General features: G+C 45.4%; 13 protein-coding genes. 7 read left to right on the top strand and 6 right to left on the bottom strand.

Features of this window, described 5'->3' with window-relative positions:
• Nucleotides 1–169 precede the first annotated feature (169 nt).
• The gene (locus ABD031_RS06965) at nt 170–661 is read right to left on the bottom strand and encodes an SRPBCC family protein (RefSeq protein ID WP_343849751.1); all 492 of its coding nucleotides are present in this window, start codon (nt 659–661) and stop codon (nt 170–172) included.
• A gap of 306 nt (nt 662–967) precedes the next feature.
• On the opposite strand from ABD031_RS06965, the gene ABD031_RS06960 reads away from it, so the two are divergent.
• Nucleotides 968–1,945: a GlxA family transcriptional regulator gene (locus ABD031_RS06960; protein ID WP_343849749.1), complete on the top strand. Its 978-nt coding sequence runs from the start codon at nt 968–970 to the stop codon at nt 1,943–1,945.
• Nucleotides 1,946–2,130: 185 nt separating this feature from the next.
• Here ABD031_RS06960 and ABD031_RS06955 read toward each other — a convergent pair whose 3' ends face one another.
• The 4 genes from ABD031_RS06955 to pta all read right to left on the bottom strand — a co-directional run bounded on the left by ABD031_RS06955 (nt 2,131) and on the right by pta (nt 6,832).
• Nucleotides 2,131–2,580 (bottom strand): KTSC domain-containing protein, encoded by a 450-nt coding sequence (locus tag ABD031_RS06955; protein ID WP_343849747.1) that lies wholly within the window; start codon nt 2,578–2,580, stop codon nt 2,131–2,133.
• A 78-nt stretch (nt 2,581–2,658) separates the two neighbouring features.
• On the bottom strand, nt 2,659–3,114 hold the full coding sequence (locus tag ABD031_RS06950; protein ID WP_343849745.1) for a DinB family protein: 456 nt from the start codon (nt 3,112–3,114) through the stop codon (nt 2,659–2,661).
• A 95-nt stretch (nt 3,115–3,209) separates the two neighbouring features.
• A complete protein-coding gene (locus ABD031_RS06945; RefSeq protein ID WP_343849743.1) occupies nt 3,210–4,418 on the bottom strand; it encodes an acetate/propionate family kinase in 1,209 nt (402 codons plus the stop codon).
• A gap of 323 nt (nt 4,419–4,741) precedes the next feature.
• Nucleotides 4,742–6,832, bottom strand: coding sequence for a phosphate acetyltransferase (gene pta, locus ABD031_RS06940; protein ID WP_343849742.1), 2,091 nt, complete (start codon nt 6,830–6,832; stop codon nt 4,742–4,744).
• A 200-nt stretch (nt 6,833–7,032) separates the two neighbouring features.
• Between pta and ABD031_RS06935 the strand changes: the two genes are divergently transcribed.
• From ABD031_RS06935 to ABD031_RS06925, 3 genes are all read left to right on the top strand, one after another.
• On the top strand, nt 7,033–8,514 hold the full coding sequence (locus tag ABD031_RS06935; protein ID WP_343849740.1) for an APC family permease: 1,482 nt from the start codon (nt 7,033–7,035) through the stop codon (nt 8,512–8,514).
• 6 nt (nt 8,515–8,520) lie between these two features.
• Nucleotides 8,521–9,969 (top strand): aldo/keto reductase, encoded by a 1,449-nt coding sequence (locus ABD031_RS06930; protein WP_343849739.1) that lies wholly within the window; start codon nt 8,521–8,523, stop codon nt 9,967–9,969.
• A 131-nt stretch (nt 9,970–10,100) separates the two neighbouring features.
• Nucleotides 10,101–10,454: a hypothetical protein gene (locus ABD031_RS06925; RefSeq protein WP_343849737.1), complete on the top strand. Its 354-nt coding sequence runs from the start codon at nt 10,101–10,103 to the stop codon at nt 10,452–10,454.
• 120 nt (nt 10,455–10,574) lie between these two features.
• Here ABD031_RS06925 and ABD031_RS06920 read toward each other — a convergent pair whose 3' ends face one another.
• Nucleotides 10,575–11,429 carry an oxygenase MpaB family protein gene (locus ABD031_RS06920; protein ID WP_343849735.1) on the bottom strand — a complete coding sequence of 285 codons (855 nt, stop codon included), beginning with the start codon at nt 11,427–11,429 and terminating at the stop codon, nt 10,575–10,577.
• Between the two features lie 756 nt (nt 11,430–12,185).
• Here ABD031_RS06920 and ABD031_RS06915 point away from each other — a divergent pair.
• The 3 genes from ABD031_RS06915 to ABD031_RS06905 all read left to right on the top strand — a co-directional run bounded on the left by ABD031_RS06915 (nt 12,186) and on the right by ABD031_RS06905 (nt 14,330).
• Nucleotides 12,186–12,773, top strand: coding sequence for a YciE/YciF ferroxidase family protein (locus ABD031_RS06915; RefSeq protein ID WP_343849733.1), 588 nt, complete (start codon nt 12,186–12,188; stop codon nt 12,771–12,773).
• A 312-nt stretch (nt 12,774–13,085) separates the two neighbouring features.
• Nucleotides 13,086–13,649: a hypothetical protein gene (locus tag ABD031_RS06910; RefSeq protein WP_343849731.1), complete on the top strand. Its 564-nt coding sequence runs from the start codon at nt 13,086–13,088 to the stop codon at nt 13,647–13,649.
• Nucleotides 13,650–13,718: 69 nt separating this feature from the next.
• Entirely contained in the window at nt 13,719–14,330 is a 612-nt protein-coding gene (locus ABD031_RS06905) for a DUF4142 domain-containing protein (protein WP_343849729.1), read from the top strand.
• Nucleotides 14,331–14,420 lie beyond the last annotated feature (90 nt).

The following is a 14,420-nucleotide window of genomic DNA, read 5'->3' as shown; positions in this document are numbered from 1 at the left end:
TGGGATCATTTAACAAATCCTCAATTGTCTGTCTTTTTTTCATTTGTTGTGAATTTAGCAGACACACTTAATTGAACACTCTCGTTTTTCAGCCATTTTTTTTAACCTTTATCCCAGTTCGGCAGAAGGATTTTCCCCTCGACTTCGTTCAGATTTAATTCGACGCCCCTTACCGCAAGTCCCATCTGTCCGCCAATTCTTTATTGAATCCCTTTCCCTCTTTTGGATTTGGTTCTCCTTTTCCCGTAGTGATCACTTTAAAGAGACTGTTATTAACATAATTGTCCCATCCGTCCCTGCAAACTTCAAAACATTCGTCAAAGGAGGTCAACCCTTCCTGAGTAAAAGTCAATTTGGTCTGATCTCCCACGTGGCTAATCTCAAAAATGATCCTATTACCTACCCATTCGCCTTTGTCTACAATAAAGTTAAAGCTGTTATCAATCACCTTCCATACAACCTTTTTAGCAGGCACCATTTCCAACACTTTCATCTTGCAAAGGTGAATATCCTTGTAGTGGTAAAACCACTCCTCCCCCACTTGGTCGGTAGGCCCATCTATTTCCTCTGACCACCAGCCCCTCACATCATTAATTGCCTGAAATACCGATTCAGGACTTTGATCCAACAGTATGCTGGTACTATAATTTTCATTTTTCATGGCTATGTGGTTTAACGATTCTTAATTGAATACTAATCCTGCACCCATTGCTCCGTGATGACTTCCGCAGCTTGGAATATCCGTCAATAAATCGAACACTTCCTTTTCGGATTTTGCCGTCCCAAAACTAAACTTAAAGCTCTTGCTGATTGATTGATTTCCCATTGATCCCTGATATTGATTGTCTCAATTCTCTAATTGCTCAACAAATCTATCCTCCAGAAAATATATAAACACGTGTGATTTAGACATAGTAACGGGTTGATTTGGACAGGATTGGCTTATACCTTTACTGAAAACCGATTAATGAAACATTTAACCATCCTCGTGCCTCAGGGACAAAACAATCTGAGCAGTATTGTGGGCCCTTTTAAGATATTTAGCAGGGCAAATGAATGCTTTCAAAAAGCCGGATTAGAACCAGTCTTCAAAATTGAATTGGCCGGACTCACCGAAAAAATCGATTTTTATGACGGTCTTTTTGCAGTCAATCCGCATCGGGATGTGCTATCTATCGTCCAGACAGATTTGATCATAGTTCCATCTTTGAATCATGCTTATGAGTTGGCAATTGAGGGAAACCAGAAAATCATCGCATGGCTTCAAGCGCAATACGAATCAGGTGCCGAAATCGCGAGTATTTGCACCGGAGCTTTTTTGCTCGCTCATGCGGGGATATTGGATGGTAAAAATTGCTCTACCCATTGGGCGGCCGCTGACAATTTCAAGAGGATGTTTCCAAAAGTAAACTTGCAGGTCGATGAGTTGATTACAGATGAAAATCGAATATACACCAATGGCGGAGCCTATTCGTTTCTCAATCTGATCATTTATCTAATCGAAAAATACTACAATAGAGAAACCGCCATATATTGCTCGAAGGTTTTCCAAATTGAAATGAAGAGGAATATGCAATCTGAATTTGCAATTTTCACCGGTCAAAAGCACCACGAAGATCACGTAATCAAAGAGGCTCAGGAGTTTTTGGAATCCCATCTTGAGGAGAAGATTTTGGTAGAGGAATTGTCTTCAAAATTTGCTTTGAGCCGGAGGACTTTTGACCGGAGATTTATCAAAGCAACCGGAAATACTCCCGCTGAATATACGCAACGGCTGAAGATTGAAGCTGCAAAAAAAGCTCTCGAAAACACCAGAAAAACCGTTAACGAAGTGATGTTTGAAGTGGGCTATAATGACCCCAAGGCCTTTAGAAACGTCTTTAGCCGAATTACCGGCATCTCACCTTTAGAATATCGCTCTAAATACAATAAGGGCGTTTTGTAAGGATGTGTTTAAAAATACTCCAAGAGTCAATTCCACGACGTTTTTTGGAAAAAGAGGATCAGAAATCTTTATATCAAACTTTGAGGTTAAAGTCTCAGAGAGCGGTTTTTCGATCTTTCCAAAAAACAAAACAGGCTCTCTGATCCCAGAAAGCCTGTTTTACGTTTTTTCAAAATTTCAAAAACTTAGGCAGTTTCCAAAGTTTTCTTAGACTTACGATAAAGGTGCGAATTCAGAATATTCCTTCTGGCAAAGCGATAGGCATTGTCCGCATTCAAAAATTTGGTGTAAGTATTCTTCGAAACCCCAAAATACTCATACGTGTTTCCGTCCAGAAAAGTGATCTCCAACAATAGGTTTTTGTAATGGAAGTCTGCAATCCCTGATTCGGTCGCGGTTTTGGTATATTCCCCCAGATTGGCGGCGATGGTTTCTGGAGCGATGCTTACCAGAAAATGATAGGCGTCGATGATTTTTGTGCTTTTTACTCGGGCCTCTTCTGCCAGTTCATGTCCTTCTGGAAATTTGTCAGGATGCCACTCTTTCACCAGATTTCTATAGGTTGTCTTCAATTGCTTCAGATCCAGGGGCTCTTCCACATTAAAAAGCTTCTTATACTCATTGACTCGTTTCATCACTTCGATTTTAAAACCGCCGCAAAGCTACGGAATAAAATTTGGCCACAGCAAATTTCAAATTTCCGACATCATTCTTTAGAGAAACTTTCCGATGCTCATCATATACCCTAAATGAAGACCTTCGTGATAATTGTTGAAATGAAGTGAATCTTCCAGAGTGCTCAGCAGAAAACCTGTCGCTGTTTCGCGCTCAGTAAAAGTCTGAAATACCCCGTTTGACAAATCTGCTTGAGTTTGATCGACAAGCGAGATCAAAAACTTTTTTAACTCCTCAGCCTCCGCTTGAGAAGTTATTGCAGTGGGTTTCGAACCCGGTTTATAGGTATCATACAGCTCATTTGATACGTGCATCGGCAGATTTGACAAGCGATAGATCAAGGACTGCTGCGCCACAATGATATGACCGATGTTCCAGATCAGGTTGTTGTTGAACCCATCGGGCACTTTGTTCAGTTGCTCCAAATTGTACTTTTCGAAATAATCCAAGTAGATCCTTCGGCCGGTCTTCCAGGTTTTGATCAATGATTCCATGCTATTAGTCTTGATGATATTCTATTTTTTTGTACACAACTGCCCGGATGTATCTGTGCATTTGTGGCATAAGTTTCTTAATCCCAGCAGCCAAACTATGTCTGCTTTCTCTCTACCAGCTCAAAACACTGCTTTGCGATTTCCAGCTCCTCGTTGGTCGGAATGACAAGGATTTTTACCGGCGAATCTGGCGTATTGATGACCCTGAGCCCTGCGCTTCTCTCACCATTTTTTCCCTGATCTAATTGAATACCTAGAAACTCCATCTCCCCACAGACCAGCTGACGGGTCAGGGCATCATTTTCGCCTACCCCTGCCGTGAATACAATCGCATCGAGCCCGTTCAAGATCGCAGCGTATGAGCCGATAAACCGGCGGATATGATAGGCATACATCTGATAAGCCAAGACTGCTTCCTTTTCCCCCTCATCGTATCGCTGTTTGATATCCCGCATGTCACTGAACCCAGTCAATCCAAGCATTCCGCTTTTTTTGTTCAAGACCGTATTAACCTCATCCAGCGAATAGCCAAGTTGGTTGACCAGGTAAAAAATCACCGACTGATCCACGTCCCCAGCGCGTGTCCCCATGACCAGGCCGTTCATCGGGCCGAGCCCCATGCTTGTATCGATGCACTTTCCAGCTTTCACCGCAGCCATGCTACATCCGTTTCCAAGGTGGATGGTGATAATTTTTGATTCCTTTTTCCCGAGAAAGTCAATAGCCTTCTCCGACACATACTTGTGGCTGGTGCCATGAAAGCCATAAGCCCGAATCCCATGCTCTTCGTAATATTCATTGGGAATAGCCATACGAAAAGCTACCGCAGGCATCGTGGAATGAAATGCCGTATCGAAGACGGCAATTTGTTTGGCTTGTGCAAAAATTTGCTCTGCGACCTCGATTCCCAGGTAATTTGCCGGATTATGGAGAGGTGCCAAAGGAAACAGGTCTTTGATCTTGGCTTTTGCCTCTTCGGTAATAAGCTGAGTTTGTGAGAATTTCTCCCCTCCATGAACCACCCGATGCCCGACAACATGAACCTCTCCTGGATCTGAAATCACGCCAACTTCTGGGTCTGACAAGAATGCTGCAACGAGTCTCAAACCTTCGGAATGATCGGGAATCGGACGAACTTCACTTTTCTTCACCTCTCCCGCCTCTCGGAATGTTTTGTATTGCACCTCCGAGCCTTCCAGCCCGATCCGATCCACCATTCCGGTACAGATCACTTTCGCCTCGGGCATGGCTATCAGTTGATACTTGATTGAGCTGCTGCCCGAGTTGATGACGAAGATGTTCATGGTTGAAAAGACAGAAGACGAAAGACTGAAAATAAACATGTATTTGATGCGCAAGCTACGTAAGTCGACCCGACAGCTATCAGGATCATTAATCGTAAATATGACGATACAGAATCTTGCCACTAGCCAAATTAAATTCCTCATACACCTCGACAAGCTCGGTGACCGTAAAGACTTAATTTAGAGGAGGGGAGATGAAGTGCGGCTCCGCCGCATTTCCTCTCCCCTCTTTCTCACCAGCTTAATCCGGAGGCCGAGCCTGCCGAGGCCATTTGGGCAAATATGAACTACTGGCAATGAAGCGTATAATCATAAATCGTAGATCAACTTTCCTGTGCCTGGATAGCAGTAATAACGACCGTATTGAAAATGTCGGCTACGGTACAACCACGACTCAGGTCGTTTACGGGTTTGTTGAGGCCCTGAAGCATAGGACCAATGGCCAAAGCACCAGTCTCCCGCTGCACGGCTTTGTACGTGTTGTTGCCGGTATTCAGGTCGGGGAAGATCAAAACGCTGGCTTGCCCGGCGACTTCCGAATCTGGCATCTTTTTTTTCCCAACCTCCGGATCAACCGCTGCATCGTACTGGATCGGTCCCTCCACCTTCAATTCTGGATTTCTTGTCCTCACCAAATCCGTGGCAATCCGAACTCTGTCCACGTCCTCCCCGGCCCCAGAAGAACCCGAAGAGTAGGAAAGCATTGCGACCTTGGGTTCGATCCCCAACATCTTGGCAGACTCAGCAGAAGAGATCGCAATGTCGGCAAGCTGCCCCGAAGTAGGATTGGGATTGACTGCGCAGTCTCCGAAAACTGAGACTCGACTCGGAAGGCACATGAAAAAGACAGAAGAGACGGTCGCCACTCCCGGCTTGGTCTTCACGAACTGAAGCGCCGGACGGATGGTATGTTGGGTGGTGTGGACCGCCCCGGAAACCATCCCGTCCGCCTCTCCGAGGTACACCATCATAGTGCCAAAATAGGAGACATCGTGCATCAGATCCCGGGCCATCTCTAGCGTCACTCCTTTACTTTTGCGCAATTCAAAAAGCTTCTGCGCATAGCCTTCAAACTTATTTGAATTCTCAGGATTCTCGATCTGCACTTTGTCCAAGTCCAAGGAGAGATTCAACCGTTGTACAGCAATCTCGATGGCTTCTCGTGCTCCGAGGATTGTCAGAGATACTACGTTTTGACGGATCAACATATCGGCCGCCACCAAGATCCGATCATCGTCGCCCTCTGGCAATACGATGTGCTTCTTGTTCGCCTTGGCTCGCTTTACCAATTGGTATTGGAACATTCTAGGTGTCAGAGTATCCGAACGAAAGCTAATGATTCGCTCAGAAAGTGCCTTTTCATCCACCCACTTTTCAAAAAGACGAACGGCAATAGAGATCTTTTCGGTGTCTGCCGCCGCAATTCTCGCGCGAATCTGATTGACTTCAGTAACGACCTGGAAAGTGCCTTTTTCCACCTGTAGGATCGGAACGATGGTTTCCAATCCCTCTACCAACTTTACGATAGCGGGCTCGGGCGGAATGCCTCCCGTAACGATGATCCCCGCCACTTTTCCAAAATTCCTGGACACATTGGCCTGAAGTGCACCGATAATCAAATCTCCCCGATCTCCGGGAGTCACTACCAGGGTGTTTTGGTCCAGGCGGTTCAGAAAATTAGGCAACTGCATCGCTCCGACGATAGAGTGATCTACTCGATTGGTCAGGAGATTTTCGCCAAAAAGCAATTTCGCCCCGAGCGATTCTTGGATTTCACCAATAGTGGGGTTGCTCAGCTCAATCTGCATGGGAATCGTCGTCACGAGTGTTTCCTTGGGAATCACGGCTTTCAGACGCTTCGCGACCTCGGCCTCTTTGCCCGCGTCTATTTTGTTGGCCACCAAGACCAAAACCTGAACATCTTTGTTTAAAAAGCCCTTGATCGTGGCCAATGCCAATTCGACTATTTCCTGAACAGACCTTTTGGAACAATTCAGGATGATTGCCGCCGGAATTCCCAGGTTTTTTGCAACTGCAATATTGCCGTCAAATTCCACGTTGGTCATCGTCTCCATGAAATCGGTTCCTTCCACTACTACAAAATCCGAGCTTTCTTGCAGCTTCTTGAACTTGTCGATGATCGAGTCGATCAAGAAAGCCTCGTTGCCCGAGTTGATCTCTTTGATCGCTTTCTTTCTGGAGAACACATACATATCCTCGTAACTCTGCGAGAGTTTAAAGTGATTTTTGATCAGTTCGAGCCTTCTGTCTTTCTCTTTTTTTCCTCCGGAAATAATCGGCTTGAAGTACGAAAGCTTGTCGGTTTTGCCCGCCAAAAGGCTCATAAGGCCGAGTGCAAAGATTGATTTCCCCGAAAATGGTTCCGTTGTGGTGAGGTAAATGGCGTTTGTCATATCGATTCTAAAAAGAAAGCTGCTCAAAAATGAGTAGTTACTGCTGTCCAAATTAGAAAATATACAATGGAAAAAAGCCTGACAACCGTCATAACAAAGCGTTATTTGTTTGGAAAGAATGCGATTTCCATTTTTCTCCTGTCCTGTAATTTCCGGCAAGCAAAAACCTGTTTTTCTCTATCTTCCGCTTTCTGAATCGCATGAATTCATCCCCTCAACCCCTCACCCGCCAACTTGGACTTCTCGGATTGACTGCTACCGGCATCTGCTCGATGATAGGCGCTTCTATCTACGTCGTGCCCTTTATGATTCAGCGCAACGTGCCGGGAATCGGCCCCTATGTGCTTCCTGCGTTTCTGGTGGCGGCAATTCCGGCGATTTTTGCGGCTTTGGCCTATATCCTTTTGGCCTCCGCCATGCCGAGAGCCGGGGGTTCCTACCTGTATGCCAGTCGGGCGCTTCATCCGTATCTGGGATTTGTGGCCAGTTTTTCTCAATGGTTTGGCCTATCGATCGTCATCGGAGTGATCTCCTATGTGGTTGTTCCTTTTTTCAGAGATGTGGCGCTGGCTTTGGGCTGGTTGGATTTAGGAGATTTTCTGGAACGGCCTTGGATCCGGGTTGGACTTGCGATGGCTTTCCTCTGGACATTTGTGTATGTGAATGTGCTTGGGGCGAAGTTCTACGAGGGAATCTTGATTCCCCTGATGGTATTGATGTTTGTCTTAGGTGGGATCGTGATCGTCTCGGGCTTGAGCTTTTCGCAGGCAGACTTTCTCGCTGCTTTGGCTGTTAAAGATGGAAAGACGGTCATCCTCGACTCAGCGACCTTCCATTGGCCGACCTTTCTCTCGGCGGCAGCCTTGCTTTTCTCCAGCTTCATCGGTTTTGACTCGATCGCACAGGCCGGCGGCGAAGCTAAAAATCCAACCAAAAACCTTCCAAAAGCCATTGCACTGGCGATTCTAAGCGTAGGGCTGTTTTATATCTGCTTCACTTACTCCGTGTACCATGCCGTCCCTTGGCAGTTTGTGGCTCAGGAAGCGATGGCCAAAGACATCACCGCAGCGGGGATTCTGAATTATCTGCTTCCTTCGGGATTGGGCGTTTTGATCCTGCTTGGAGCGGCGATTGCGCTTTTGAATGACCTTCCGGCGATGATTCTTTCCGTTTCCAGATTGGTTTTTTCCTGGGCTAAAGACGGAATTTTCCCAAGAGCCCTTTCCAAAATTCACCCCAATCATAACACCCCACATACGGCGATTTATCTAAGTGGCATGATCGCTTCCATCGGTATCTTAGGAAGTCATTTCGCCGGAGATTTTTTCCTGGGAATAGACATCATGGTTACTTCGATGCTGGTGAATTTCTTGCTGATGTGCGTTTCGGTAATCTTCTTTCCCATCCTCAATCCGACACTGGCGAAGCAAATCACAATTTTCAAATCGAGAAAACTTCAACTCATCATCGGCATCGGAGGCACGGTGATGATCGGTACCTTTTTGATCATTCATACCCTCAAAGACCTGAAATCCAATGCCTCTGCCTGGTATTTCCACTCGACACCAGTTTGGTTGATCGTGATGAGCACCGCCTCCCTGTTTTTCTTTTTCCAGTGGAAAAAACTCAAAACATCAGGCGTTGATACCCAAACTCAATTCTCTACTCTCCCTTCAGAATAGCAACTTATGACCCCTTCCAAATACCTAGAACTTGCTCCAGGACTAACGATTTGCCGCGCCCTGACCGGACTCTGGCAGATTGCCGACATGGAGCGAAATAGTCAAAAAACAGATCCGATTCAAGCGTCAAAAGCCATGAAAGCCTACGTAGACGCCGGGTTCACGACCTTTGACATGGCGGATCATTACGGTTCCTCGGAAGAAATCTCCGGAGTTTTCCGGGAGAGTTATGGCAAGGATGCCGCGCAGCTTTTTACCAAATGGGTGCCTTCGCCGGACCGCATCACCAAGAATGAGGTGAGAACTGCGGTCGAACTGGCACTGACTCGGATGAAAAGTGAGTCCATCGACCTAATGCAGTTTCACGCTTGGCAATATTCGCATCCAAGCTGGATCGACTGCGTTTTTTGGCTTCAGGAACTGAAAGAAGAAGGACTGATCAAGCATCTGGGCTTGACCAATTTTGACACCGCTCATCTCAGCATCGTGGTGAATTCGGGAATCAAAGTGGTTTCCAACCAGGTTTGTTTTTCCCTGCTTGATCAGCGGGCAGCTGGAGAAATGACCGAACTTTGTCTTAAACACGAGGTTAAGCTCTTGGCTTTTGGCACGGTAGCGGGAGGATTTCTTTCAGAAAAATGGCTTGGGAAACCTGAGCCCGTCCTTTCGGAATCTTTGACTTGGTCGCAGATGAAATACAAGCGCTTCATCGACGCTTCGGGCGGCTGGGCAGCTTTTCAAAACTTACTCCAAGTCCTCGATCAAATCGCCAAAAAACATCGGGTCGGAATCGCGACCGTAGCCAGCCAACACATCTTGAATCAGCCCGCAGTGGGCGGTGTGATCATTGGTGCGAGATTGGGGCAAAGTGCACATATCGAGGATAATGAAACGCTGTTTTCGCTGGAGCTGGACGAATCAGATCAGTTGTCATTGAAAGAGGCGCTTTGGAATCTGAAAACAATCCCAGGAGACTGTGGCGATGAATACCGCAAGCCTCCTTTCCTCACCGCTTCGGGCGATCTAAGCCATCATGTAGAGAAATTCCCGGCGCCATTTCCCACAGAGTTGGGTTCAGATGGACGGAAAAAGGCGCTAAGCGGAACGATCTGGGAAGACGTTGCGGGTTTTAGCCGAGCGGTACGTAAAGGAAATCGAATCCTGGTTTCCGGCACGACCGCCACACACGGTTCGAAAGCCATGGGAGGAACTGATCCCGGTGCGCAAACTCATTTTATACTGGACAAGATCGAAGGTGCTATCCAATCGCTCGGAGGAAGAATGGAGGATGTGGTCAGGACTCGGATTTTCATCCGCAATGCAGACCAATGGGAACCTATCTCCCGAGCACATGGACAGCGATTTGCGGGAATCCAACCTGCTAATACCATGGTGAGAGCAGATCTGATCGGAGAGGAATATCTGGTGGAAATAGAGGCCGAGGCCCTTGTTTGATTGCCAGGAGTTTAAAGGATAGAAAAAAGTGGATTTAAGAAAAAGAGGGATTACAATATCAGAGATTTTGAACGCCGATAATTTCCAGTAACTTCAATGAGAAAGACTCAATTAATCCAAATTCAATTTCCATGAAAGCAATATTCATCTTCCTTGCATTTTTATTTTTTCTCGATTTTTCGGCACAAGCCCAAGACACTCCTAATGTATCCGGCGCCTGGACCATGAATGTACAAACTGATGCCGGCAGCGGAACTCCGGGTTTCAACCTCAAGCAAGAGGGCGAAAAAATCACAGGGACCTATACCGGCCAACTTGGCGAAGCCCCGGTCACCGGCACGATCAAAGGAAAGGTTATCCACCTCGAGTTTTCAATCCAAGGGAATCTGATCAAATACGACGGGACGGCAACTGCCACGGAGATGGAAGGCAAAGTAGATCTTGCAGGCATGGCTACGGGTACTTTTAAAGGGACGAAGAAGTAAGGCAGTAATCAATTTTCAGTAGTCACCTCGACGACAGGACAGCTCTCATAATTCCACCACTTCACACTATAGGATTTCTCCGTATGGTCGAAATGATTGCCTAATGCAAACTGAGACTGATCATTGACCACTGACTTTAGACGGAAAAGTCCCTAACTCCTCGATCTCATACCCCTCCGGATAGGTTGGCCTTTTGCGTCGAGACACTAAGACTGGCTCTTGTGGTTCAGAGCTGATTTTATGTATAAAGGCATGAAGCCCAAGTCCTTTTCTTGTCACCCATTTTCGCAATCCTGACACCTTACGAATGCCCAAAGCCTTCCTAAGCGGTTCGTCCAGCATCGCAAAAATAAAAGGCCGTCCCAATCCATAAAGCCATTTCGGGACGTAAAAGCCCAACATCAGGTCAATGGTTTTGTCAGCGATGACACGATTGCTTTTCGCATACTGGAAATGCTCGGCTTCGAAGCGGACATTGTAAGCCTCAAATTCGGCGAGCGCCTGAGGCATATTTTTCAGATTCATCCGCCTTCCCAACTCGAGGTAATTTTTGAAAAGTCCTTCCTTTTCTGTTTCCGTCATCGGCCGATAGCCATACTTTTCTACCCATCGCATCGGTTCAAAAATAAACGTGGAAAGTACGTACAAAAAGTCATCGTTGGAGATATCAAATCGACCGTGCATCGAGTTCATCCGGCGGATGGCCCGAGTTCCTCGTAGGCTGTTTATCCCGTGTTCGAGTATTTCGGCTAGGATAAGTTCGGTGTCGTCATAGCGTTTTCTCGGCCTCGACACAAACTCACCAGTATCAGCAAGCAGAGCCGAGATCGAGGGAACCGCAAAGGTTCTGAACAGTGCAAACTCCAGCGACCGCTCCATATCCCAGGGAAAGACATGACAACTGAGCAGAAAGGAGATTTGCTCGTGGTCGGTCTGGGGATCGAGGGATTGGAGCTGAGCTGAAAAAGGTTTCATGGCACGGAAAAGTTGAGATGCGGGAATTTACTGGGTTGAGGTTACTTTAAACAGGTCTTGTTGAAATTTTCCTTGGTTTCAGGAAAAATCAAACCCAAAACCATATGAACAAGACCTTGCTTTTCACACTTTTTCTCATCTCTCAATTCAACTTTGCGCAAGCAAAAAAAAGAAGTCGAGGCAGCGATAGCTTAGATGCCTGTCGCATTTAATGCCGAAGACGCCTCCACCCTCAGGGCTCTGAGTTCGGTAAATCTTAGCTAAGGCTACTCCAGCGGAAAGAACGAAAATCAGGCGAAATAAGAAGAAAAAAGAACAGTCCACACCGTGAAACTCCGCCTGGTGATGATCTGGGTGAAAGAAACAGGTAGATGGATTTTAGTGGCTAGCCAAGCAATAATAATCTGACTCAATAATAATAGGTTTTTTAAGCAACACTAAGAAAAGCTGTAAAGACTTCTTATCCCATTTCTACAATTCTGCTACACACTGTGCCCGATTTTCCTCAATACATTCTAAGGCACCTCTATTTATAGCACGTTTTGACCATTTCTATAATGGCACTCGCTTTGAATTCATAGACAGAGGAAAACAATTTATGGAATTGAAATAGTACACTATCCTTTTTTTTTGATAAGACATATTTAATAAGATATTATTACCGTCGAAACTCGCTGTATAACATACTTTTTCATCATTATAAAGATTATTGCAAATTATATTAATAAATATACCATTTAACCCATTTAAAAAACCATGGAAACTAAAAAACAAACTTCATCATCAACTTCGAGTACCCTTGAAAAATCCGATACAAACAAAAATCGAGCTACCAAGGCGTCTATGAAATCCTCACAATTAATGAAACTTTTTGAGAATGAGTTGAAGGACATCTATTGGGCAGAAAAGGCCTTGGTGAAATCTCTGCCAAAAATGAAGAAAAATGCAACTTCTGAGGACTTGTCGGAAGCCATCTCCGCTCACTTGGAGGAAACGAAAGAGCACGTAACTCGGTTGGAAAGGGTCTTTTCCTTGTTGGGAAAAAAAGCAACGGCGAAGAAATGTGACGCAATGGAAGGGTTGCTTGAAGAAGGTACCGAAATTATGGAGAGTTGCGAAGAAGGAGCGATGCGAGATGCAGGCATCATCGCCGCTGCTCAGAAGGTCGAACATTACGAAATCGCTACCTATGGTACGCTACGTCAGTTCGCAGAAACTTTGAAATTGAGCGAAGTAGAAGAGCTGTTAAGCAAGACACTCGAAGAGGAGAAAAATGCTGATCTTAAATTATCTGAGGTTGCAATGGATGCAATCAATGTCGATGCATCGGAAGAAAAAGCATAATCTATTCAACCATGAACAATCTGTTTAAAGGGCTAATCGCTGGCTACGGCGCAAAAAAATTAGGCGGTGGATGTTTCGGGACAATATTAGTCTTTGTAATCATTTATTTTCTTTTATCACAATGCACCTAAGGATTCTATTTTAACCAAAATTTATTCCGCTTTTTCGTACTCAATATATATTAGAGTTGGGTAATTGTGCTTCAAACAAAAGTCGACGGACTTTTTTAAAAAGACGCAATTAACTCAAAAAAACCAGTCGAATAGCAACTATAAATTCATCAACTAACCAATAAACTAAATCAACAAAAAAATGGAAAATCAACGAAATGAATTTGACCAACCAATTGATCGAACTTCGGAAAAGAGAGTACTTACAGGAATGTTTCGTGATCGAGAGAGCACAGAGAACGCCTACAATACCCTCCATGATCGGGGCTATTCGAGTGACGACATTAATCTGATAATGTCTGACGAAACAAGAAACACGCACTACAGTGGAGACATTTCCGAAAAAACGGAGATTGGAACAAAAGCCGCCGAGCATGCAGGTAAGGGCTCCGCAATTGGAGGCACAATCGGTGCAATTGCCGGAGTCATAGCTGCAATTGGAACGAGTGTCGCAATTCCTGGTCTAGGCGTTTTGATAGCAGGGCCAATCGCTGCTGGACTAGCTGGAGCAGGTGCCGGTGGTTTAGCGGGTGGTATCATCGGTGCCTTAGTAGGATCAGGAATTCCTGAAGCGCGAGCAAAGCTGTATGAATCCGGAATTAAAGAGGGTAATGTTGTTATCTCTGTAACTCCTAAAAACGACGAAGATGCAGAATATCTTAGAGAAAACTGGAAGGCTAACCGAGGTGAGGAAATTCACTGGTAAGCCAGTCCTACAACACGAGGGATCAAAACCGATCCCTCGTATTTTCAACACACTAACTAACTCGATTGTATGATGACCTTATCAACAAAGTACTCTTTATTATTCTCTCTATTAATTGCAGGCACGTCAATGCTTGTTTCGTCCTGTTCGGAAAACAAAACGGGAGATTCCAAGGAAATGGCGCAGCAGGAAAATATAGAGAATTTAACCGCTGATGAAAATGAAATTGTCGTGCTTGATAATGACGGCCCAACTGTCTTTTTAATGAAAGTAGCCGAGATTCAGCTGGAAGAAGTCAGTCTGGGGAAATTAGCGCAACAGAAAGGTACATCGTCGCATGTGAAGGAACTGGGCAAGATGATGGAGCAAGATCATTCCAAGTCACTCCTCGAAGTGAAGGCGCTAGCTCAAGCGAAGGCAGTGTCGATACCCTCCACTGTCACCGACGACTCGAAGGACGCCTACGAAAAACTGAATGGAAAAACAGGGAATGACTTTGACAAGGATTATAGCGCAATGATGGTGAGACATCATGAGGACGCGATTGATCTGTTTGAAAAAGCCTCCAGTGAATCAGAAGATGCTGAGGTCCGTGCTTGGGCAACTCAAAAGCTTCCAGGGCTAAAAACCCACCTCGATCATGCAAAAGCTTGTAAGGAAGAATGTGACAAACTGGACTAATATCTCCTGTTGAGGTAAAGAGCTTTCATTTTTGAGTTTCAACCGATAAAATTGAATTCCGACATCATTAGCTGATGCCGGAATTTTTTT

The sequence above is a fragment of the Algoriphagus jejuensis genome (assembly GCF_039523455.1).
Classification (GTDB): domain Bacteria; phylum Bacteroidota; class Bacteroidia; order Cytophagales; family Cyclobacteriaceae; genus Algoriphagus; species Algoriphagus jejuensis.
Note: the sequence above shows the minus strand (reverse complement) of the source record. Positions and strands in the feature narration are given on the sequence as shown.

Coding starts and splice junctions, on each gene's coding strand:
- ABD031_RS06965 (WP_343849751.1), bottom strand. CDS start 661: ATGAAAAATGAAAATTATAGTACCAGCATACTGTTGGATCAAAGTCCT.
- ABD031_RS06960 (WP_343849749.1), top strand. CDS start 968: ATGAAACATTTAACCATCCTCGTGCCTCAGGGACAAAACAATCTGAGC.
- ABD031_RS06955 (WP_343849747.1), bottom strand. CDS start 2,580: ATGAAACGAGTCAATGAGTATAAGAAGCTTTTTAATGTGGAAGAGCCC.
- ABD031_RS06950 (WP_343849745.1), bottom strand. CDS start 3,114: ATGGAATCATTGATCAAAACCTGGAAGACCGGCCGAAGGATCTACTTG.
- ABD031_RS06945 (WP_343849743.1), bottom strand. CDS start 4,418: ATGAACATCTTCGTCATCAACTCGGGCAGCAGCTCAATCAAGTATCAA.
- pta (WP_343849742.1), bottom strand. CDS start 6,832: ATGACAAACGCCATTTACCTCACCACAACGGAACCATTTTCGGGGAAA.
- ABD031_RS06935 (WP_343849740.1), top strand. CDS start 7,033: ATGAATTCATCCCCTCAACCCCTCACCCGCCAACTTGGACTTCTCGGA.
- ABD031_RS06930 (WP_343849739.1), top strand. CDS start 8,521: ATGACCCCTTCCAAATACCTAGAACTTGCTCCAGGACTAACGATTTGC.
- ABD031_RS06925 (WP_343849737.1), top strand. CDS start 10,101: ATGAAAGCAATATTCATCTTCCTTGCATTTTTATTTTTTCTCGATTTT.
- ABD031_RS06920 (WP_343849735.1), bottom strand. CDS start 11,429: ATGAAACCTTTTTCAGCTCAGCTCCAATCCCTCGATCCCCAGACCGAC.
- ABD031_RS06915 (WP_343849733.1), top strand. CDS start 12,186: ATGGAAACTAAAAAACAAACTTCATCATCAACTTCGAGTACCCTTGAA.
- ABD031_RS06910 (WP_343849731.1), top strand. CDS start 13,086: ATGGAAAATCAACGAAATGAATTTGACCAACCAATTGATCGAACTTCG.
- ABD031_RS06905 (WP_343849729.1), top strand. CDS start 13,719: ATGATGACCTTATCAACAAAGTACTCTTTATTATTCTCTCTATTAATT.